Here is a 22,022-nt window from a genome sequence, read left to right as displayed (position 1 = left end):
CAGGCCCCCACCCTCCGGATAACGCATACCACCGGCATACCGCAGGGATCATGAACCGTCACCACCCGACGACAACCCGAAATCCTCAGTAGCAGCACGGGGCGGGCGCAGGGTATGCGCATGGCAGGAGGAACGGCCGATCTCGTGAAGTGGATCACTGACGGTTGTGCAGCCTGCCGCGCAACTGTGGCGTCGCCGGCTCGCCCAACGATGCCCTGGACTGCGCCTGCGCCCTGACCTATGACGGACCGGCCCTGCGGACTGGGTCATTGGCGCTGAGATTGATCTTGATGCCGGTCCGGCTGCTGGCCTTCTCTGGGCTGCCCCGGGCCAGCGCCGGCACACGTAGACAGGTAGACAGCCTCAAGTTTGGACAGATCTGGGCAGTCGGACCTCCGTGCTCTCTCAGCTCAGCTGGCGTGAAGGATCCGAAAGCGCTCGGGTTCCGCCGGATCTCGATCAACGACTTGGATCGGCGTCCCAGCCCATTGCCAAACGCTGATGCCCGGCGTGCGGGAGAACTGGATCTGCCCGCGGGTGCCTACGACCGCGACGCGCGGCCAGGATTCGGCGATGCGCGCCCGGTCCGCGCCGTGAGAACGCAGCACATCGGCGAGGACGGTGACCGTGTCGTAGCCCTCGAAGGCGACGAAGGAGGGCGCTTCGCCCAGCTGCTCAAGCAGGGCCTTCTCGACTCGTGCACCGAGTGGGCTGAGGCGCTCGGGCAAGTAGCGCAAGAACGGGACCCCGGCGCCATCGTCGCCCAGCGATGTCGCCCACTCGGCGAACTCCGGTTGCCCGGCCGGAGCACCGATCAGGATCTCGGCGAGGCGCTGGTCGCCGCGGACGGACTTGACGATCGGCACTGCCGGATCCGGGTGGCCGACCAGAAGAAGAAGGGCCGTCGCCCGATTGTCGGCGAGTTCGTCGCACACGTCCGCAGGGGTGAGCGCACTCATGTCGAGTTCGACGACGGTGCCGCCACGCGCAGCGAGGCGGTCCCGCAAAATACGGGTACCGGTTGCCCAGTAGACACTCGGCTGGGCCGCTACGGCGATGCGACGGTGGCCCGCGCCGAGGAGGAAGTCCGCGTAAACCTGCCAGCCGCGGGACTGCGGCGGGGAGAGGCGCGCGACCCATTCCGTCGGCTGTTCGGTGAGCGCGTCGAGAACCGCTGAAGAGCAGAGGAACGGCAGGCCGAGGGTGTCGGCCCTGCCGGCAGCGGCGCGCGCGACGACGCTGTGATACTCCCCCGCCAAGGCGGCCACCCCCAGGCCGGCCAATTCGTCCACGGCCGCCGCAGCCCTCTGTGGATCAGCCGCGGTGTCTCGGACCACCAGCTCAAGTGGTCTTCCGCCGATCCCGCCGACTTCATTGACTTCGCGAACGCCCAGCTCCAGTCCGGCGAGCAAGTGTTGGCCCGCCTCGACCCAGCCGGGCCGAGTCAGCGGAACGAGAGCGCCGATCCGGATGGACAATCCGTCAGTCCGCTCCGCCCCAGGCGGCGATGGTGGCGTATTCATGCGTTGGCGTCTCCCTTGTGACGAGTCGGTTGCAGTCCGCCCGGTGCGCAGAGCGGCAAGGCCCGGTAGTACGCGTTCATCTCATCTCGCCGTGGCGGGCGCACCTGGGTGATCATGCCGGACATTGCATCCACCACCATCGCCAATAGGCAACCGATTATTTCCAGGTGCCCCCTGACTGCACCTGCGGCCTCTACCTCGCCGGACCGAACCTGCGATCCTCACTCCGCATGCGCCCTGACCTCACGTCAACCCCCGAAGGACTTCCGGCGTCGACCACTTAGTCACATCGCTGCGAACGGGCTTCGCCCTTGCTGACGTAGGCCGCCGAGCTGCCGCTGCTCCACCTGTCTCCGGCGTCTTCGCCTCACCCTGGACAGAATTCGGCTGGGTCCTGAGCCAACCCCTTTATGGCCCCAACCATCTGACTCGAACAGGACCAGTGACCGACGCCAGCCAGCTCCGCGCACACAACCTCGGCATCCACTGAGCGGGCCCTCGGACACAAGGGCCCGGCCCATCGGACTGTCGTACCCGCATGCGAGCGTTGGTTATGGTCATGCCCACGTAGTCACCCAGGAGAGGCCGATGGCAGCCGCTTGGGAACGACTGAAGGAACTGTTCGGCGAGCCGGCCTGCGCTGGGGCTGGGCACGGCCGCACCTCTGGCAGGCCGCCGAGGAACACCTCGGTGTCCCGCTCCCCGTCGACTACAAGGCGTTCCTCGACCTGTACGGCCCTGGCGCCGTCGACGGGTTCCTCTGGATGGACCGGCCCGTGGACGGTACGGCGGATGAACTGGAACGGCTCTGGCCCGCGTCCGGCCGCACGTCCCACCTCGACGATCCTGACCGCTACCCGTTCCCCTTCCACCCCCAGCCCGGCGGCCTGATCCCGTGGGGCGGAGAAGAAGGAGGCACCGTCTACTCCTTCCTTCCCGAGGAAGCAGACCCGGACCACTGGCGCATGGTGGTCGAGACAGACGAAGGCGAGTGGCACGAAACGCCCGGCCCCATCACGGAGTTCCTCCTCAGCCTCGTCGAAGGCCCACACCGCCCATCCTTCATGGGCCGCTACCGCCCCAGCCCCACGGTCCGGTACCACCAAACTCCCACCCCCTGAGCGCGCTCTCTCAGCTTCGTGTCAGTGCGCCACCTGCACGCATTCCACCCCCATGACAGTGAAATCACCGAGATCTCTCACACCACTGTCACGAAACCGAGAGAGCGCAGCCCGGAATCGAGAAATTGCCGGCCAGATCATTCCGTGACGGGAAGGCACTCGGCGAGCAGGTCGACGATGTCGTGCCAGGCTCGCTGCGCGTGCCGTGGGTGGTAGCCGACGCCGGGGACCATGGGGTGGTCGACCGGCGGGTGGTGGAAGGCGTGCAAGGCGCCGCCGTAGACCACGAGGCGCCAGTCGACGCCTGCGGCCTGCATCTCGGCCGTGAACGCGTCCCGTTGCGCGGGCGGCATGATCGGGTCATCCGATCCGACCCCGGCCCACACCGGGCAGCGGATGCGCGCCGCCTCCCCCGGTCGGCCCGTGGTGGTTGCGTTGACTGTCCCGATCGCCCGCAGGTTGACGCCGTCGCGCCCGAGTTCCAGCGCGATGGCACCCCCGGTGCCGTAGCCGACGGCGGCGATCCGGTCGGGGTCGGTCCGCGGTTCGGCGCGCAGCACGTCGAGCGCCGCGTGGCCGATGCCCCGCATCCGGCCGGGATCAGCGAGCAGCGGCAGGCAACGGGCCAGCATCTCCTCGGGGTCACCCAGATAGCGGCCGCCGTGAAGGTCGAAGGCCAGCGCTACATATCCCAGCTCGGCAAGAGCATCGGCCCGACGGCGCTCGACGTCACTGAGCCCCATGCCCTCTGGCCCGAGCAGCACCGCGGGCCGACGGCCGACACCGGCCGGGACGGCGAGGTGCCCGATCATCGTCCGACCGTCGGCCTGGTACTCGACCGTGCGCGTCGTCATCGTCATGAGACTGGACCGTAGTGATCGTCGAGCTCGGTCGGACCGGTGTTCACCGCTGGCAGAACAGCGCGGGTATGCCTCGCAAATGCGGCGATGGCTCTCGTGGGCGGCGTGTGCGGCGCCACGCCCTCGGAGACCAGGAGCCGTAACAGCGGGCTCCCCCATGGCCGCAGCCAACACCTCCAACAGAGCCCGCCTGGAGCTGTGTGACGCCTACAACAGCGTGGTTGACACGTCGCTGGCCACCGTCGACGCCGAGGCGGCCGGGTGACGTCGCTGGCGGCTGCACCAAGAGCGACCGGGCGGCCGGGCCGCTGGGAATGGAAGCCCATACTGTCCGTGGAAGAAGGCATGCGGTCCGGTCCGCCGTGGGACTGGATTCCGGTGTGACGAACCGCTGAAGGACTGATCCGCCCTTCCCCCATTCAGCTCTTGCGGGCATCTCAGCCTGGGTGGAGGCGAGCGTATTCACTCGGCGCCTCCGCACGGTACTTCCCCGGCGCGCCGACGGCCGTGAGCCGCGGGCTTCTCGCCACAGCCACCACGGCCATGCCGCACAGGACGCCGGATCCCGTGGTCAGCGCCAGGGCCTGCACGAAGGCCAGTCCGTCCACCGGGTAACGCCCCGCGGCTCCTGACAGGATCTCGCGCCACATTCCCGGGTCCCCCGTTCGCCACGCGCCCGCACCTACCAGCACCGCGAACAGAACACCTGCGGCGAGTACGGAACCCGTACGCGCGAACGGCACCCGCGGGCGGGAGGTCTGCGACCTCGGGCTGGAGGGGACGAGCAGTGCCGCAGCCGTGAGGGTCAGGACGAGCGCATGCGCGGCGAGCACATCCGACGGCCGGTGCCACTTCGCCACGACCGTGAGCACCCCGAAGGACGTCGCCCATGCGACCGCGGGAACCGCGACCCAACGACGCCACCGTTCCGGAACGGAGATCACCAGGGCGGCACACAGGCTCATCGCGAGGGTCGCGTGACCGCTGGGCAGGGAATTGTGCAAAGACTGCGCGTAGGGATCGAGGGCGGGCCTCGGCAGTACGTCGTGTTTCAAGATCTGTGACAGCACGGCGCTTCCGCCGGTCACTACGCTCACCCTCACCGCCATGGCGAACCCGTGCCAGATGAGCGCTAGCAGAGTCAGAGCCGCGCACATCAGCACGAAGGGCATCGTGAACGAGCCCAGCGCATCGCGCGCGGCGTCTCCGGGAGGGGAACCGAAATCCGGCGCACCGTGGAGGACGTCGCCTTCCCATCTTTGTCCCTGAGGAGTACGCACCGCCAAGGCGTATACCAGACCGAAAACCGAGATGGACGCCAGAACGACCAGGGCTCGATTCAGCGAAGTGGAAATTGCAACCCTCACCCTCTCACCCTTCTTCTTCCCCCTCGGCAGCTGCAGCGAAAACAGCACCACGCCATAGGGGGGACGTGGGAGGGACCCGGGAGCAGCCATTCTCCCTCGGTCAAGCTGACGATTTCCTGAAGATCCTTTGGCGTTGGTCCAGGCTGGCGGGAATAGAGAAGCCATGCTTGTTCTGTTCAGCATCTTCCGGCCACCAAAGCGTCACGGAATTCACCATGCGTCGTGTTGAGGTCGCATTCCAGGAATGCCCGAATGGCATCGTGGTGGCAGTCCAAGACAGGGCGGACACCCTTCGCCGGCGCAGGGCCAGGAGGTCTCTGAAGCGGCGGGGCGAGCAGGTGGGCGCGCAGCCGAGGGCCCGGAAGGCGGTCCCATATCCGGCAGATTTCCTCGGGGACGTTCCGCAGTGCGCTGAGGCCTGAGGTGGTCAGCATGGCGACGATCAGGGAACGGGGGTTGTCGGCGGCCTGGGGACGGTGTTGCCGGGCGTGGCGCAGGGTGCGGCGATGGTAGGCGTGCCGGAAGAGATCACCCGGTCCAGGACGGTGCGACGGTGCGGGCCATGGCCCGGGGCAGTGTGGAAGCCTGCGGCGTGCAGCAGCAGTAGTCCGAGGAGTCCGCCGGGCGCCCACCACACTCGTGGCAGCGATTCCCCTTCCTGAGCCGGGGAAATCGCCTCGCCCAGAGCTGCCAGGGCAGAAAGAGCCGGTTCGGCGGCGGCCTCCCAGAGCCATTCCAGGATCTGGCGCAGCGTCTGCTGGGCAGCGGTCCGGTCACCGTCGGAGCTGTCGCCTCGGTCAGAGCCTGGTAGAAGGCGTTGACCTGGTTGCTGACGGCTTCCTGGGTGAGCCTGGGCGGATGCCCTGCTGCTCACCCGCGAGGGCGTCACCTCCTGCCCCCGTGACCGGCCGGCGGGCCCGGCATGGCCGATCTGTCTCCCGCGACCGGTCAAGCAGCACGTCAGCGCCATGACCGGCCCGTGCAACTCCCGACCGAGGCGGTGACCGGTCATCGGTCATCGGTCATCGGTCATCGGTCATCGGTCATCGGTCATCGGTCATCGGTCATCGGTCATCGGTCAGCCCCGGCCTCGCCGAGGAGCCCCGGGCGGACCGTGGCCCGGCTCGCCGTCTCCTCACCGAGTCCCGGCGAAGGGTCCGGACCCATCGGCGAGGGCAAGCTCCCAATCGAGCTCCCACCACTTCATCGTGAAATCTTGTCCGGCGGACAGCGCGAAGTACCCGTCCCGCGAGAGCGCGAGGGCGAGAGCGCCTTTCTCGTGTCCGGTCAGGGACCGTAGGCACTTCCCGGTGGCCACCTCCCATAGGCGGACCGTGGAATCCGCTCCCGCGGATACCGCGAAGCGTCCGTCCGCGGTGAGCATGCCGGTTACCGGCCTGTGCTCGGCGTCTACGTCGAACGCTCGGATGCAGGCGCCGGTCTCGACGTCCCAGAGTCGGATCGGGCGGTCGTCCACGGGTCCGATGGACAGCAGGAACCGCCCGTCGGTGCTCAGGCTCACCGCCTTGGCCCCGCGGTAGCCGTCGAAGGTCCGCACGCAGTGGCCGTCCGCCAGTCGCCACAGCCTCAGGTTGCCGTCGCTTCCGACGGACGCGGCCAAGCGGCCGTCCACGCTGGGTGACAGGCATTCGACCTGCGGCTTCGTCTGCGCCAAGACGGCCTTGAGCATCGGCGGGTCCTCGGGCCGGATGGGGATGTTGCCGTGGCCAGCCATCTTCTGGAGCAGTCGCCCCGCGCGCAGGTCCCACAACCCGATGCTGCCGTCATTGACTCCGATCAACGCCTGCTGCCCATCGACGCCGAACCGGACGGTGGTCGGCACGAGGGGGGCACAGTCCAACGTCTGCAGGCACTCGCCGGTCTCGGCCCGCCACAGCTTGACGAATCCGTCCGACGCGCCGGACAGCACCCGTTGACCGTCGCCGCTCAGAGAGAGCCCGGTGATCCCGACCCGCTCATACGGAGGTTTCGGGGCATGCGCCTTGATCTCCCGGGTGACCCTGCCCTCGTCGCGGCTCCAGATTCTGATGTCCCCGTCGGGGCCGCCCGTCACCGCGATCCGGGCGTCGTCGGACAGGTCGACCAGGTCGGGGTTGCCGTTGGTCCGGACGGTCTTCGCCTCCCAGGCCCCGCGCAGCCCGGCACGGGTTGTGGACCTGCCCAGCTCCCGCCACACGGACAACACGCGCGGTGCGTGCTCGTAGCCGGGGACCTCGCGCGCCTTGGTCAGCGCGTCGAGCGCCGACCGGAAGTCCCGGGCCGCCAGCGCCTGCTCGGCAGCACGGACGCGCGCTTCCATCTCCGCGTTCAGCTGGCTGAGTTCCGCGTGGACCCGAGGCTGGCTCAGTTGATACGGAGCGGAATGGCCGACGGGCAGCAGCCAGTAACGAATGGCGTTGTCGTGGCCCACCGAGAGTCCGAATCGGGCGTCACCAGTCATCCAGACCGCCTCCACGAACTCCTCGTGGGCCTTGAACGTCCGGACGCACTGTCCTTTCACCACATCCCAGAACCGCACCGTCTCGTCGCTCGCGCCGGACAGCACGTACTGTCCGTTGCCGCTCAACGCCAGGGAACCCACCGAGTCCGCGCCGGCGATGGCCCTGACGATGCGTCCCCGCAGCAGGTCGACGACGCGCAGGATCCGGTCGTGGTTCGCCCCGACGACCGCGAAGTACGCACCGGGACCGATCTCCATGCTGAGGATCCCGGCGTCCGCGTCGAAGACCCGAAGCTCCCGGCCTCGTCCCCGCGACAGCTCGAACAGGTGCAGCTTGCCGTCGGCGGCGAACAGTGCCCGGCGTCCGTCGTCGCTCAGCGTGATCTGTCCCCCGAACTTCCCCTCGTGCAGTACCTGGTGGTGGCCGGTGGCGAGATCCCGGAGCTGGACCGCGCCGTCGCCGCCCCACAGGACCATACGTCCATCGGGACTGATGCGTACCGTGCTCCAGAAGGGCACGAGCCGCTCGTCGGGATGCGCCGTGGCGATGACGTGCACGCAGCTGCCGGTTCGCACGTCCCAGACCCGTATCGTGTTGTCGTCACCGAACGACACCGCCGTCCGGGCATCCGGGGTCACGTCGATGTCCCGCAGGCTTCGGGTGTGCCCGTGCAGCGTCAGGCGACAGCTCCCGTCGAGCAGGTCCCATACCCGGATCGTGCCGTCCAGGTCGCCGGTCAGTGCGATCCGACCGCTGGCCGCTATCCGGATCGGAATCTCCGCCGCGATGTAGCCGCCGCTTTTCAAGTCCCGCCTTTGCAGGTAAGCGTCGTCCGTCCACCACGGCATCTGCGTGCTTCCGACGGTCCCGGCGTGCGGAAGCCGTCCGGAGCGCAGCAGCTCGATGGTCTCCCGGACCTCCGGCTTGTCTTCCAGCCCCGCGACGAGCGCGCGGGCGGCTTCGACGTCGCCGCGCTCCAGCTGGATCTCGGCGAGGAGGTGTCGCGCCTGCCACGGATCACCGGCGTCACTGCGCACGCCCTCGAACTCGGCCACGAAGTCCTCGTCCGTGATCGCACCGCACCGCCATCGGAGCAGCCCCTCGTTGTACCTGGCCACCAGATGCTGCGGATCCGTCCGCAGCGCCGCGGCGAACGTCTCCGACGCTTCGGTCAGCCGATCCAGGTCGAGCAGGGAAAGAGCCCTGTTGTTGAGCTCGTCGGCTCGGAGTTCGGCGACCACGGGCATCACCCGTGGGTAGCGGCGGCCCGCGACCTCCCCGTAGATCTCGCCGATCGCCGCGGCCACCTCGGCCAGCGAGCCCGGGCGGGCGGCGGGTTCCGGGTCCAGACAGCGGCCGAGCAGCTCGGCGAGGGCCGGCGGCATGGGCAGCTCGGCGATCGCGCCGGAGCGGTACCGCGCCAGCGCGGCGCTCGCATCAGGTCCCCGACGCCAGGTGCGTCTGCCCGCGAACATTTCGAGCACCGACGCCGCGTAGCTGTAGATGTCGGTGCGGCGGCTCAACGCCCTTCCGGCCCGCTGCTCGGGCGAGGCGTACGCGGGGGTCATTCCGGCCGCGCTCACCAGCACGCTGACGTCGGCCCGATCATCGGCGCAGGTCGCTCCCGACTCGGTCAACAGGCTCGCTCTCGCGCGCGCGAGACCGAAGTCGGTGACCTTGACGAGCAGGTCGCCCTCGGGTGATCCGGAGTCGAGCAGGACGTTGGCCGGCTTCACGTCCTGGTGGACCAGCCCGCGATCGTGTGCGTGTCCGAGTCCCCAGGCGAGCTGGATCGCCACGTCCAGGGCCCGCAGCGTGGCCTCGGTGACCGATCCCTGATAGAGGATGCGTTCGGTGATCCACCGCTGCAAGCTCCCGCCGTCGACGTACTCGGCGAACACCGTGGGCACGTCGTCGATCTTGCGCACGTAGTGACATCCGCAGACGTTCGGATGAAGGCCCACCGAGACCCAGGTCTCCGCCTCCCGCGTGAACGCCGCGATCTGCTCAGCACTGAGTTCGGCATCCAGGCGGGGGCGTTTCACTGCCAGGTCGACGCCCCACAGCAGGTGTCTGGCACGGTAGACCAAGCCCATTCCGCCCGCACCGGCCAGGGCCGTCAGGCGGTAGCGGCCGTCGATCAGCTCGCCGGGCTGCCATGTGTGGCCGGTGCCAGGCATGTCAGAGCTCCTCACCGAGCGCGTCGAGATCGTCGGGGATCAGGGTGGCGCTCTTCAGCAGTGCTTCGATCAGATTCACGTTGAGCGTGTTCCCGACGGGTTCGCCGACCTCCTCGCGCAGCAGCCCGCGGACCGCGTCCGGTCCGCGGGACAGGCGCAGGCGCAGATCGGCGATCACGTGGTCGACGACGCTGTCCGTCCACCGCCGGTACGGCGCCACCCGGTTGAGATCGTGCGCGAGCTGCTTCCACGACACCGGCGTGGGATACGGCTCCCGACGCAGGTACTGCTGGGCCAGCACGGTGACCACGAGCCGCTCGACGGGCTTGAGGTCATGGACGTCCTCCGTGTCCGTCGGCGTCTGCGCGTCCTCCCTTGGCACCGGGCAGGGCCCGCCGACGACGTGCACTTCGATCAGGTGCGCCTTGCGGTGGGGCGTCTCGATGGTCAGCGGCGTGTAGCCAGCCGGCATCGGCAGCTCGTGGCCGCGCAGCACCATGCCCTCGCCCGGGAACTGGATCGGGCGCCGGCCCTCGTTGCGCAGCCACCACTGGCCGCCGTCGCAGGTGAAGACGCCGTGCAGTCGGCTCACGTGGGCGTCACCGGCACCCACGAGCACGTGAACATCGCGCACGGCACGCCCGAAGTGCAGCGTGAACTTGCGCCGCGGCACCGCGTACCCGCCTGCCGCGGCCTTGACGAAGATGGTCCCGGGCGGCGCCACCGGCAGTCCGTCGGCCAAGCTGGGCATCTCCGGCGGAAGCATCTGGGCCCTGAAGATCTTGTCTGGCATTTCCGACTCCCCCGTTGCGTCCGGCCCCACTGCAGTCACCGTAGGGCCCTGGCCCCCGGGACCGGTCCCGGAATCGCGATGCTGCCATGAGCTCATGATGAAGCCACGAAAGCTGTACACAGCCGTCGGTATCGCGCTCGGTATCGCATTCAACGCGCTCGCGGTGAGCGACTTCACCGCAGGCGATTCCGGAAACGGTCTCCACGCGCTCCTCAACGCGGTGTTGAGCTGGACCGCCAGCAGTGTCCTGGCGGTCCTGGAGCACAGCGACCACGACCAGCGCGGTCAGGACGGGTAACACGATCGCGCGCGCCAGGCAGAGGACGTTGTGACCCGTCGTTTCGCCCCGTTATGCGCACTTAACATGGTTCACGCTCCTCGCCAGGTCGGTGTGGATTGATTCGTGGGTGAGGCGGCGGGTCATCAGTTCGCGAACAGCACCCGCAGTCACCAAGGCGGCGCCCACGAACAGCCGACCGCCGTCAGCGACGTCGCGGCGTGACCAGTGGGCGAGCGAGCGGCATGCACAAGCGCAGCGGTGACCGTCCGACCCAGCTGATGGTAAGTCAGTTTTATCCAATCCAGGCACCCCGGTCGGCCGCTAGGTTCCCAGCTCGGCCCGGAACACGCCCCCCTCCGCGGCAGTGGAGGGACGGACGATCGCGTTCCGGCGGACGTCCACGAAGTTGGAGGGGTTTTGGTGCCTGGGGTTAACGGTAGAGCGCGATTATCCGCGCGGTCGTGGCTACGGATGATCGTCTTCGCGCTGGCGACTGCCTTGGTGGTTTCACTGGCGCAGGCGGGGAGTACACCCTCCGCGTCGGCGGCGTCGGCGGCTCCGAAGAAGGTGCCGCGCAACCTGCCGCTCCTGTCGGTCCGATCTCCGGGCAAGCAGGGACCGCACGGGCCACAGGGGCCACAGGGGCCACAGGGGCCACAGGGGCCACAGGGGCCACAGGGAACGCAGGGGCCACAGGGAACGCAAGCCGAACCGAAGCAGCCGAAGGCTGACTTCGCGCCCTTGGCGACCGGCGAGCACCCCCGGCTCGACGCCCGGAGGTCGGTGCGAGGCGCCGACGCCGACCCCGCACCGCAGACCCGTCCGGTCGCCCCGGTTGACGGCGCGGTGGTGGGCAGCGAGACCCCGCTGTTGCAGGTGGAGCCGGTGGGCGACGGGTTCCTGTACTGCTTCAAGATCTCCACCGGGTTCGACGGCCGCTCGGGCAGCGTGGTGGACTCCGGGTGCCTCGACCAGCCGCAGTGGACGGTCCCCAAGCACGTGCTGCACGACGGCGGCCGCTACACCTGGACCGCGGCCACCGCCGTGGCCGGCTCGACGACGGCGACGCCGCCTCAGTGGGTCGGGCACTTCACGGTCAACCAGCGGGTGGGCGATCCGGGACCGGCGCCGACCGACCACCTGGGGCCGGTGACGGTGAACCTGTTCAACGGCAACGCGCACGTCGAGGCTGCAGGCCCGGCGTTCCAGACCGTCGGCGGGTCGGCTGGCATCAGCCTCGCCTACAACTCGCGGGAGGGCGCGCCGCACGGAGTGCGCGCCTCCTACTTCAACGACTCGCGGCACACGGGCACCCCGGACACGACCCCCGTGATGGTGCGCGGCGAGCCGCAGGTCAACCTGGACTGGGGCATCCCGTGGACCGGCAACCCGGACAACCAGCCCTGGCGGGACAACCCGATGCCGCCGGCACTGGACAAGAACTGGTTCGTCGTGCGCTGGGAGGGCCAGTTCAAAGCCGCGGTCACCGGTGACTTCCAGTTCGCGGGCGCGCACACCGATGGCGCGCGGGTATGGGTGGGCGACAAGCTCGTCTACGACAACCCCGGCCCCGCCGATCCCGGTGACGGCTTCCTGCTGCCCGGCGCGCACCAGGACAAGGAAGTCTCCCTCAAGGCCGGTCAACTGGTGCCGATCCGCGTCGAGCTCTACCACCACAGCGACCAGCGCCCCCGCATGGTGCTGTGGGCAAAGAGCAGCACCGGTTCCGATGAGGAGCGCACCCACAACCTGCAACCGCGGATCGTGCCGACGGAGTGGCTGTTCTCCTCGGACTCGCAGTCGCTGCCGTCGGGTTGGACGCTGTCGGCGCAGTCCAGCGGGTACAGCCACGCCGAGATGCTGGACGGATCGGTGGTGCTCACCGACTCCGCGGGCGGCAAGCACACCTGGGCCAAGGCGTCCACGGCCGGCTACACGCCGCCGGTGGGCGAGGACGGCGTACTCGCCTTCGACAGCAAGGGTCAGATCACGGTCACCGAGGGCGAGACGGTGTCGGTGTTCAACGCCGACGGCAGGCTCGCGGCGGTGGAATCGGTACTGGACAGCAAGAAGCCCGCCGCCCTGCAGTACGTCTACAGCGGCAGCCCACCGCGCCTGACCCGGATCAAGGACCCGGTCTCAGGCCGGTCTCACCAGCTCTTCTACAACACCGACGGCAGTGACAGTTGTTACGGCGGGACCTCCCGCCCACCGGGCTCGGACCAGGCCCCCGCGCAGATGCTGTGCCGGATCCGCTACTGGGACGGCAGCGAGACCCGGCTGTGGTACCAGATGGGCACCCTCGCCCGGATCGAGAACCCCGGCGCGGCGATGCAGGACTTCGACTACGTCGGCCGCGCCTCGGCCAAACAGCGCTACGACGAGGCCGGCGACAACGAGGAGGAGAAGCAGAAGGCCCTGGACAGCATCGGGCCGCTGGCCACCCTCCGCGGCAGCCTGGCCTACGACTGGGTGGCCCGCCAGGCCCCGTCGGAGGAGAACGGGTGCACCAACAACAGTGACACGGCGGCCGCGTGCACGGTGATCGGCTACGACTCCGTGATCGAACAGCCCCAGGAACCGCCGGCCCTGCGCGCGGTCCAGGTGCTGGCGCCGGCCCCGGACGGCCGCTCCAGCGGACTGCGGGCCGAGCACTTCTACCAGTACTACCTCGAACGCAAGCAGGCCACCGTGGCCCTGGCCGGGGTGTACGACTCCACCCGCTCGCGCACCGTGACGTACGACGACGCGGGCCGCGCCCTGGTCACCACCGACTTCACCGGCGCGACCATCTCCGCCGAGTGGAACGCGAAGGACCAGGCCACCGGCGCGGTCGACAGCGCCGGCCGGCGCTCCACCACGGTCTACGACCATGCCGACCGCCCCACCGACAAGTACGGCCCCGCACCGGCGGCCTGTTTCAACGGCCAGACCCCGACACCCGCCTGCGCGGCGAAGATGCCGCACAGCCACACCAGCTACGACGAGGGGATCGCGGGGCTCTCGGCCGCCTTCTACAACAACCCGGAGCTGTCAGGTGTTCCCACCACCTTCGCCACCGGTGTAGGCGCCAGTGACGGGGCGCTGTCCCGGTCATGGGGAGCGAGCCCGCCGGTGACGAACACCAGTGGCTGGTCGGGGCGGTTCACCGGAGAGATCCAGCTGCCCGCCACCGGCGCATACGGTCTCGGGTTCACCGCGGTCGACGGTGTGCGCCTGTGGGTGGACGACGTACTGACCGTCGACAGCTGGAGCGACAAACCCTCCGCCGCGGTCACCGGCACGTACACCAACACCACGGCCGGCAGCCACCACCGCGTCCGCATCGACTACTACAACCGCTCCGGCACGACCGGGGCGCTGGCCTTCACCTGGACCCCGCCCGGCGCCGACGCGCCGGCGCACGTCCCCGGCACGAACCTCGCACCCCGCTACGGCTGGGCGACCAGCTCCACCACCGACGACACCTCCGGCGGCGACAAGGAGCGAGCCCCGTCCAAGCGCAGCACGAGCAGCTACTCCGACCCGACGGCGGGCATCGACCCGGTGTACGGGCTCCCGGTGTCCACTACGGCCGATCCCGGCAGTCTGGGACTGACCGCGCGCATCCGCTATGAGCAGCCGGGCGCGGGGTACCTGCGCAAACTGTCCACGGCCATGCCCGCAGGCGACATCGCCGACCCCGACAAGCGCAACACGACCACCTACTACGGCGACACCGAGACCCGTAAGAATCCCTGCGCCGCAAACGCACCGGCCGCCAACCAGGCCGGCATGGTCAAGTTCGCCTCCGGGGCCAAGCCGGGCGACGGCCCGGCCATCACGGGCGAGTCGGTGTACGACGAGGCCGGCCGCGTCGTGGCCCAGCGTGCCAACGACGAGGCGTGGACCTGCACCAGCTACGACGTGCGCGGACGGGTGGTCAAGAAGACCGCTCCCGCGTACGGGAACCTGCCGGGGCGCACCGTCGTCACCGACTACGCCGTTGGTGGCGATCCGCTCGCCTCGAAGGTGACCGATGAGAACGGGTCGATCGCCACCAGGATCGACCTGCTCGGCCAGGAGATCAGTTACACCGACGCCAACGGCGTCACCTCCACGGCCACCTACGACCAGGTCGGACGGCTGACGAGGGACACGACCACCGTCAAGGGCGTGTCCAGCACGGTGGCGTACGCCTGGAGCACGGCCAACCAGTTGACCGACGTCAAGGTGGACGGGGTCACCGTCGCGACCCCCGCCTACGACGCCGCCACCGAGCTGGCCGGTGTCGCCTACGGCAACGGATCCCGCCTCGACTCGTTGGCACGCAACGCCTCGGGCAAGCCCACAGCCCTTACGTGGAAGACCGCCTCGTCCACCGTGGTCGACTCGGTGACCCGTTCCCGCGACGACCGCATCACCGACGACGTGGTGACCGAGGACGGCAGGACCGCCGCGAACTATTCCTACTCCTACGACGCGGTGGGCCGGCTCGTCGCGGCGACCGTCCCGCACCACCAGCTCACCTACCGGTTCGACCCGGACGAGGGGTGTGGTCCGGCCAGGGCCGCCGGGTTGAACAGCAGCCGCACTGCCTCCACCGACAGCCTCAACGGCGCCGCCGCGGTCACCACCGCCTACTGCTACGACGGTGCCGACCGGCTGATCTCCACCAGCGGCGGCACCGCGCTCTCGTTCGCCTACGACAGCCACGGCGACACGGTCAAGCTCGCTGGCGACACCCTGGGCTACGACTCCACCAAGCGGCACGTCCGTACGACGACCGCGTCCGGCACCGCGATCTCCTACACCAGGGACCCGGACGACAGGCTGACCGCCCGCACGATCACCGGCTCCGCCGATGGATCGCAGAACGGGACCACCCGCTACTCCTACAGCTCCAAGCACGACGCCGCGGACCTCGTCCTGGACAAGGACGGTGGCCTGCTCCAGCGGATCGTGGCACTGCCCGGTGGCGTCCTGCTGACCAAGAACTACGACCAGAAGGCCACCACCAACTGGTCCTACCCCACCATCCACGGCGACGTGCTGTTCACCGCGGACGGGGCCGCCACCCGCACCGGAAGTCTCCACCTCTACGACCCGTTCGGGCAGAACATCGATCCGGCCACCGGTGCTTTCGGCGACATCCCGATTCCCGCCACCGCCGCGGGAGGCATGGACTTCGGCTGGCTGGGTCAGCACGAGCGGCCGGTGGAGCACCTGGCCGGCCAACAGGCGATCGAGATGGGCGCACGCGTCTACGTGCCGGTCCTGGGCCGGTTCCTGCAGGTCGACCCGGTCTCGGGGGGTTCGGCCAACAGCTACGACTACGTCAACGCTGACCCGGTCAACGGCCTGGATCTCGCCGGGACCTTCAGCTGGAAGAAGGCGGTCCACGTCGCGACCACCGCGGCCGAAGTGGCGTCCTTCGTGCCGGGGCCGATCGGCACGGTCGCCTCCGGGGTGGCCGTGGCCGGGCAGCTCGCGCAAGGCAACAAGCAGGCCGCGGCGATGGACGCGCTGGGCATGATCCCCGGCGGCAAGCTCGCCGGCACGGTCGCCAAGTCCGTCGGCAAGGAGGCCTCGACCGTCGGAAAGGCCGCCGAGGCCGCCGAGAAGTGCAACTCCTTCACCCCCGAAACCCAGGTGGTGATGGCCGACGGCACCACCAAACCGATCAGTGATGTCCACGAGGGCGATCTGGTCCGGGCCACCGACCCCGCCACCGGTGCCACTGCCGGAGAACCCGTCGCCGCGGTGATCACCGGCCAGGGCACCAAACACCTGATCGACATCGGTCTCGGGGGACCCCTGTCGGCGACGATCACCGCCACGGCCGGCCATCCCCTCTGGGTCGAGGGTCTCGGCTGGGTCGACGCCGGGGACATCAGGACCGGGGACCTCGTCCGTGACGCGTCCGGCGTCGTGCGGGTCACCTCGGTGCACGACCGGGGCGATGTCGCCGACCAGACCGTCTACAACCTCAGTGTCAGCCGCATCCACACCTACCTCGTCCGGGCTGGTGTCACCGGCGTCCTGGTCCACAACACCGCGTGCCCCGTGCACGGGGTCACCGGAAACCCCTACGCGAATCCCTCACGTTGCACTTGCCCGGGCAACACGGCGAATGACGTGGCGGGCCACAACGCCACCGAACTGAAATCCAACGTCGACGAGACGAAGACCCGAGCCGAGGCCGGCACACGGACGCTGGAGAGCGTTTCTCATGCACATGACGCCACCGCATCCGATCCGACCGGTCTCTTGCCGGTAGTGGCCGGAGGCGCGGCCGTCTACACGAAGGGGAGGCAAATCTGGAACAAGTTGAGCAACTAGCGCGGAGAGAGGAAGACTTACACAGAGCGAAGGGATCGCACGCGTGGCAACGCAGAAGCCGATACATCGAAGAACACTGTGGCGCAGGGCAACCGTGGTCATCGCCGTGCTGTGCGCGGCCGTGGGGGTCATGGTGTCCCCCGCCGCCGCGCGGGAGGAGGGCGGCACGTCGGTCTCGGCACTGATCCAGCTGACGTTCTCCAACGTCAGCAACGGAAAGTTGCTGGACGTCCAGAACGGCACCTACGACGACAACGCGGCCATCTCCGTCAACCCGGCGCCGGGGTCCGCCACGACGTGGCGCATCAACACCGGCACCAGCCTCGGCTCGGGGTTCGCCATCGTCAACGACACCACCGGAAAGTGCATGGACCTGACCACCCCCCGCTACCAGCTGAGGCAACAGCCCTGTGACGGGCGCGCGTCCGAACAGTGGTACCTGCAACCGGTCGCCGGATCGCCGCAGAAGGCGTTCAGGGTCCGCCAGGTCGGCGACAACACCTGCCTGACCGTCCAGATACCTCCCAACACCGACAACTGGGTGTACACCTACCGCTGCGACAACACGCCGCTGCAGCAGTGGACGCTGCCCGCCGCGGTCTACCAGACGGCGTGGAACGCCGCCGTGGACTACGCGGCCGGCCGCTGCAACAGGGACACCGCGACCTGCGTGTGGTCCACGACCAGTCAGACACCGCCGTTCACGCTGCCGGAGACGTGCGTCTCCCCGATCTGGTTCAACGACACCTCGACCACGATCCCGTGGGAGTTCTCGCTGACCACCACCACGGGGTGGAGCAACAGCATCGGCATCAAACTGGGGGGAAGCCTGCGTGTCGGGGGCACCATCGGTGTAGCCAACCTCACGCTCACGGTCACCGCCGAGGTCACCGGCCAGACCACGGTGGACCTCAAACAGGAAATGGGCAACAAGCTGACCGTGAGCGTGCCCCCGCGCCAGTACGGGTGGGTCACGCTGTCCGAACTGGCCACCAAGGCCACCGGAACCTGGACGTTCGACGCGCAGGGCTTCCCGTGGACCGCCGACGACACCATCACCGTGCCCCTCACGTACGACGTCAACGGCGGCGCGAGCATCTACAGCGCCCGGACCAGGCCCACGTTCACCAACTGCGCCGGGGTGTAACGGCGCCCGACTGGACTTGGCCGCGGTGGCCCCATCAGGCATGGGGCCGCCGCGGCCAAGAGAAGCCAGGGCCTGTCCGGCGGATCACGTCACTACCGGACGACCGGCCCGGCTCGTTGCTCCCGGCATGGGGCGGGGTGATCTGGCGCATGCCGAGTGGGGCCGGTTGGATCCGCACCTGCCGGCGTCGGGGCAGCGCGGTGGCCGGTGGAGCGATCACCGCAGGGCACCGATGAGGGTCTCGGGCGGTCCCGGTCCGGCCTGACGGCATACAGCTCCCGCCGTCACCGCAGCAGCCATCCGCCTATGGCTCGGCCCGTGATTCGGAAGACGGAATGGGCGCCCTGATCCGAGGCGGAAATGCTCAGCGCGCGTCGAATGCCGCCTGCAACGCGTCCTCCGTGGGAGCTATTGATCAGAAACTCAAAGGGTTCTCTCCGAGGGTGTAGCGGACGTGCGGGCCGTGGAAGTAGCCGCGGTTCGATGTGCGGCTGGCGCTGACGGCGGTGGAAGAACCGTCGTGCCTCGCTGGCGAGTTGGGCCTGGGTACGGGCTTTGCTGCTCGCGGGAAGGCTCCGTTTGAGGTCGGCGTTGACGAGCTCGTCGGGGTTGAGTTCGGGCGAGTACGACGGCAGGAAGTGCAGCTCGACCTGGTCGGCGTGATCAGCCAGCCAGTCGCGGACCGTGCGGGACCGGTGGGCTGAATGCCGGTCCACCACGAGGTGGATCTTGCGGTCGAAGTGGCCGGCGAGGCGGCCGAGGAACCGGCACATCACGTTCGCGTCGAAGCTCTCGGTGAACACCATGAAGTGCATGCGGCCCTTCGTGCTGATCGCCGACACCGCGTTCACGGAGATCCGGTTCCCGGTCCGCCGGACGATCGGGGTGCGGCCCCGCTCGCCCCAGGTGCGGCCGCTGACCTGGTCGGAACGGATGCCGACCTGGTCGGCGAAGAGGACCTCGCCGCCCTCGGCCTTCGCCTTCGCGCGGATCGCCGGCCAGGTCTCCTCCAGCCAGACCCGCACCGCCTCCGGGTCCTGCTCGATCGCCCGCTTGTCGGGCCGCTGGAACGACAGCCCCCACCGCCTGAGGTACTTGCCCACCCCCGGCTCGGTCAGCCGCACCCGGTACAACTTCGCGATCAGTACGCCGACCTGGCCACGCGTCCACAGCTGCCCGGATAACCCAAGGTCACAAGGGCGGTGATCGAGTACCGCCTGGCGAAGGGCCGCCTGCTCGGCCTCGGACAGCACCTGATGCTCGCCCCACCCGCTTGCCCCGCGGGCGAGCGGTCAGCGCATCACGCCCGCCGGCCAGCCATTTCGCCCACCAGCCGTCCACCGCCTTCAGCGAGACCCTGAACACCGCCGCAACCTCCGCACGGTCGCGGCCCTCCACCAGCGCGGCCACCGCCCGCAGCCGCAACGCTTCCTGCGCCGTCGGCGACAGGTGCCGCGCGTCCCCCACCAGATCGCTCACACCACTACAACGACCCAGAACCCCAACCGTTTCGGATCAATACTTCATAGCGAAGATCGGAACCAGGTAGGACTCCGAACTCTTCATAGAGCTCGGAGAGCACCTTGAACAAGAATTCCGAGGTCGAGAGTTTGTATGTCGACCATATGCCGTCGTCCGTCCTGGTCACGACAGGCCAAGTAGAGGGTTTCGTCGGACCTGCGAGCCAGAAGAACGACTCTTCCGTGAGCGTCCTACCCCATGGAATGAGGCCAGTAGATCCTGCCCTGAACACACCGAAGGGGGCGAACGATTGAGAGACATCCGCATTCGCTTCCATCGCATCCTGAAAGGAGAACAGATTATCGAGAAGAGCCAGGTCATCCCCGCCGAACGATGAGGCGATGATGACGTGGCTACAGAAGACGCCCCGCCCGAACGCCTCGCAGAGCACTTTAAAATCCTCAGGCAGGGGAGTTTCCAGCTCCCCCTCCAGATCCCCCCAGGAGATATCAAGGGAAAGCGAGTCCCAACAAACCAAGTCCAAGATCTTCTGCGGCCAGTCCGTCACTTTTTCTCCTTCGAGGATTGGGAAGTATTTTCTACAATCGTGAACCCTGGAGCTGATTTCCCCCTCCACATCGCGAGAGGCAGCACATCAGATCGACCGAACGTGATTGCGGCCCGGATCGTCAGCGTGGATGAACCGCTCCGTTCCTCGGCGGGCTGCGTAGAGTACCTGCGATCATCGAACGGAGACGACATGGGACGCGGTCGAGTTCCCTCTCGGCGCTCGGGTCCGCCCGGCCCGGCGATGGCTCACGACCACAAACACGGCGGGTGCCCTACTCCCGGGGGCTGCCGTGGCATGAGGTGACCCCCGGAGTGTGGACACAGGGGTTCATGCTGCGAGTTGGAGTTTAGCTGTCTTGTGGTGCTGTTGTTCGAATTCCATCGGAGAGAGGTAGCCCAGCGCGCTGTGGCGTCGGCGGGCGTTGTAGTAGGTGAGCCACTGAAAGATCGCCAGTCTCGCCTGTTGCATGGTCGAGGACAGCTTCCCGTGCATCGTCTCTCGCATCAGGCCCTGCCAGAGGCTCTCGGCGAGGGCGTTGTCGTAGCTCGAGCCGACTCTGCCCATGCTCCTGCGGATGGCGTACCGGTCGCAGACCTGCGCGAACGCGGCCGACGTATATTGCGATCCGTGGTCCGCGTGGAAGATCACTCCGGTGACGTTGCGGCCGCGGGCGGTGACCGCGGCCTGGAGCGCGTCGATGACGAGCCCGGCTCGCATGTGCGGGGCCATCGAGTAGCCGAGCACGCGGCGGGAGTGGATGTCGATGAAGGAGGCGAGATAGAGCCACGTGGCTCCGACCTGCACGTATGTGATGTCGCCGCACCACTTCTCGTCCAGAGCGCCGGCGGTGAAGTCCCGCTGGACCAGGTCCGCCACCGGCGGCGCGAGCCGGTCCGGGACGGTCGTGCGCTTCTTCTTGCGCAGGTGGCGGCCGACGATCTGGTGCTTGCGCATCAGCCGTGCGACCCGCTTGCGGTTCACCGTGTGACCGAAGCCGCGTAGTTCGGCATGGACGCGAAGCGCGCCGTAGTTGCCGTGGTGTTCGGCGTGGATGTCGCGGATCTCGGCGACCGGGGCATCCTCGTCCGCCTGCCGGGCGGCCCGCACCTCGGCGCCGGCGATCCACCGGTAGTAGCCCGAGCGGGAGACCTCCAGCGCCCGGCATATCCGCTTGACGCCGAAGATCCCGGCGTGGGCGGAGACGAAGTCCCAAGCGGCGGTCTTCACTTCATCTCCGATCCTGGTGGCTAATTCGGCGGATTCATGTGTGCAGGTCATGTCGTAGGTGGATTCTGGGGGTTGCGGCAGTCTTGTGGTGTCTGCCTGCAGGACGGAGACCTGGTGTCGGTGCAGCCGCAGCCCTGGCCGGACCCGGACCCGCAGATTGCTGCCGCGATCGGGGCGATGTATGCGGGCCGACGGGAGGTCCCGCTCGCGGTGAGGGTCCGTGACCGGTTCGGTGAGCTGTTCGCCGACGGTGAGTTCGCGGTGGCGTTCGGGCAGCGCGGCAAGCCGGGTTGGTCACCGGGGCGGCTCGCTCTGGTCACGGTGCTGCAGAAGGCGGAAAATCTCACCGACCGGCAGGCCGCCGAGGCGGTGCGCACGGACCTGGCGTGGAAGTACGCGCTCGGGCTGGATCTTCAGGATCCGGGGTTCGACCACAGCGTGCTCTCGGAGTTCCGCTCCCGGGTGGTCGCGCACGGCCTGGAGGAGAAGGTGCTGGACCTGCTGCTGGCCCGGTTGGTCGAGCAGGGGGTGGTGGGGGCCGGCGGCAAGCAGCGTACCGACTCCACTCACGTGATCTCGGCGGTGCGGGACCTGAGCCAGTTGGATCTGGCCGGTGAGACGGTTCGCGCTGCCCTGGAGGCGTTGGTCTGCGCGGCTCCGCACTGGGTGGGACAGGTGATCGACGTGCCTTCCTGGAGTCGGCGTTACG

The 22,022-nt window shown here is 68.5% G+C and carries 14 protein-coding genes; 5 read left to right on the top strand and 9 right to left on the bottom strand.

Translation table 11 applies throughout. From position 1 onward, the window contains the following. Positions 1-410: 410 nt before the first annotated feature. On the bottom strand, positions 411-1,523 hold the full coding sequence (locus tag ACWF9Z_RS35295) for an ABC transporter substrate-binding protein (RefSeq protein WP_453609536.1): 1,113 nt from the start codon (positions 1,521-1,523) through the stop codon (positions 411-413). A gap of 599 nt (positions 1,524-2,122) precedes the next feature. Here ACWF9Z_RS35295 and ACWF9Z_RS35290 point away from each other — a divergent pair. After that, entirely contained in the window at positions 2,123-2,644 is a 522-nt protein-coding gene (locus tag ACWF9Z_RS35290) for an SMI1/KNR4 family protein (RefSeq protein WP_453609535.1), read from the top strand. 137 nt (positions 2,645-2,781) lie between these two features. Here ACWF9Z_RS35290 and ACWF9Z_RS35285 read toward each other — a convergent pair whose 3' ends face one another. From ACWF9Z_RS35285 to ACWF9Z_RS35270, 4 genes are all read right to left on the bottom strand, one after another. Then, on the bottom strand, positions 2,782-3,498 hold the full coding sequence (locus ACWF9Z_RS35285) for a dienelactone hydrolase family protein (RefSeq protein WP_453609540.1): 717 nt from the start codon (positions 3,496-3,498) through the stop codon (positions 2,782-2,784). 443 nt (positions 3,499-3,941) lie between these two features. After that, a complete protein-coding gene (locus ACWF9Z_RS35280; protein WP_453609533.1) occupies positions 3,942-4,922 on the bottom strand; it encodes a phosphatase PAP2 family protein in 981 nt (326 codons plus the stop codon). 1,084 nt (positions 4,923-6,006) lie between these two features. Beyond that, positions 6,007-9,513 (bottom strand): WD40 repeat domain-containing serine/threonine protein kinase, encoded by a 3,507-nt coding sequence (locus ACWF9Z_RS35275; protein ID WP_453609532.1) that lies wholly within the window; start codon positions 9,511-9,513, stop codon positions 6,007-6,009. 1 nt (position 9,514) lies between these two features. Next, positions 9,515-10,306, bottom strand: a complete 792-nt coding sequence (locus ACWF9Z_RS35270) for an FHA domain-containing protein (protein WP_453609530.1) — start codon at positions 10,304-10,306, stop codon at positions 9,515-9,517. A 94-nt stretch (positions 10,307-10,400) separates the two neighbouring features. Between ACWF9Z_RS35270 and ACWF9Z_RS35265 the strand changes: the two genes are divergently transcribed. The 3 genes from ACWF9Z_RS35265 to ACWF9Z_RS35255 all read left to right on the top strand — a co-directional run bounded on the left by ACWF9Z_RS35265 (position 10,401) and on the right by ACWF9Z_RS35255 (position 18,054). Then, entirely contained in the window at positions 10,401-10,604 is a 204-nt protein-coding gene (locus ACWF9Z_RS35265) for a hypothetical protein (protein WP_453609528.1), read from the top strand. 723 nt (positions 10,605-11,327) lie between these two features. Then, positions 11,328-16,907, top strand: coding sequence for a PA14 domain-containing protein (locus tag ACWF9Z_RS35260; RefSeq protein ID WP_453609526.1), 5,580 nt, complete (start codon positions 11,328-11,330; stop codon positions 16,905-16,907). A 94-nt stretch (positions 16,908-17,001) separates the two neighbouring features. Further along, positions 17,002-18,054, top strand: coding sequence for a ricin-type beta-trefoil lectin domain protein (locus ACWF9Z_RS35255; RefSeq protein WP_453609524.1), 1,053 nt, complete (start codon positions 17,002-17,004; stop codon positions 18,052-18,054). A gap of 284 nt (positions 18,055-18,338) precedes the next feature. Here the strand turns inward: ACWF9Z_RS35255 and ACWF9Z_RS35250 are convergent, their stop codons facing one another. The 4 genes from ACWF9Z_RS35250 to ACWF9Z_RS35235 all read right to left on the bottom strand — a co-directional run bounded on the left by ACWF9Z_RS35250 (position 18,339) and on the right by ACWF9Z_RS35235 (position 21,313). Further along, the gene (locus ACWF9Z_RS35250) at positions 18,339-19,307 is read right to left on the bottom strand and encodes an IS630 family transposase (protein WP_453609522.1); all 969 of its coding nucleotides are present in this window, start codon (positions 19,305-19,307) and stop codon (positions 18,339-18,341) included. Further along, the gene (locus ACWF9Z_RS35245; RefSeq protein ID WP_453609538.1) at positions 19,246-19,419 is read right to left on the bottom strand and encodes a helix-turn-helix domain-containing protein; all 174 of its coding nucleotides are present in this window, start codon (positions 19,417-19,419) and stop codon (positions 19,246-19,248) included. Before ACWF9Z_RS35245 ends, ACWF9Z_RS35250 begins: the two co-directional genes overlap by 62 nt. Before the next feature lie 118 nt (positions 19,420-19,537). Further along, complete coding sequence (locus ACWF9Z_RS35240; protein ID WP_453609521.1) at positions 19,538-20,083, bottom strand: hypothetical protein; 546 nt, start codon at positions 20,081-20,083, stop codon at positions 19,538-19,540. A gap of 330 nt (positions 20,084-20,413) precedes the next feature. Continuing rightward, the gene (locus tag ACWF9Z_RS35235; protein ID WP_453609519.1) at positions 20,414-21,313 is read right to left on the bottom strand and encodes an IS3 family transposase; all 900 of its coding nucleotides are present in this window, start codon (positions 21,311-21,313) and stop codon (positions 20,414-20,416) included. 114 nt (positions 21,314-21,427) lie between these two features. Here ACWF9Z_RS35235 and ACWF9Z_RS35230 point away from each other — a divergent pair. After that, positions 21,428-22,022 (top strand): transposase (locus ACWF9Z_RS35230; protein WP_453609517.1); only part of this gene is annotated, 595 nt, incomplete at its 3' end.

This window comes from Streptomyces sp. NPDC054961, assembly GCF_053609145.1.
The sequence above is the reverse complement of the archived record's forward strand: the minus strand, read 5'-3'. Positions and strand labels throughout refer to the sequence as shown.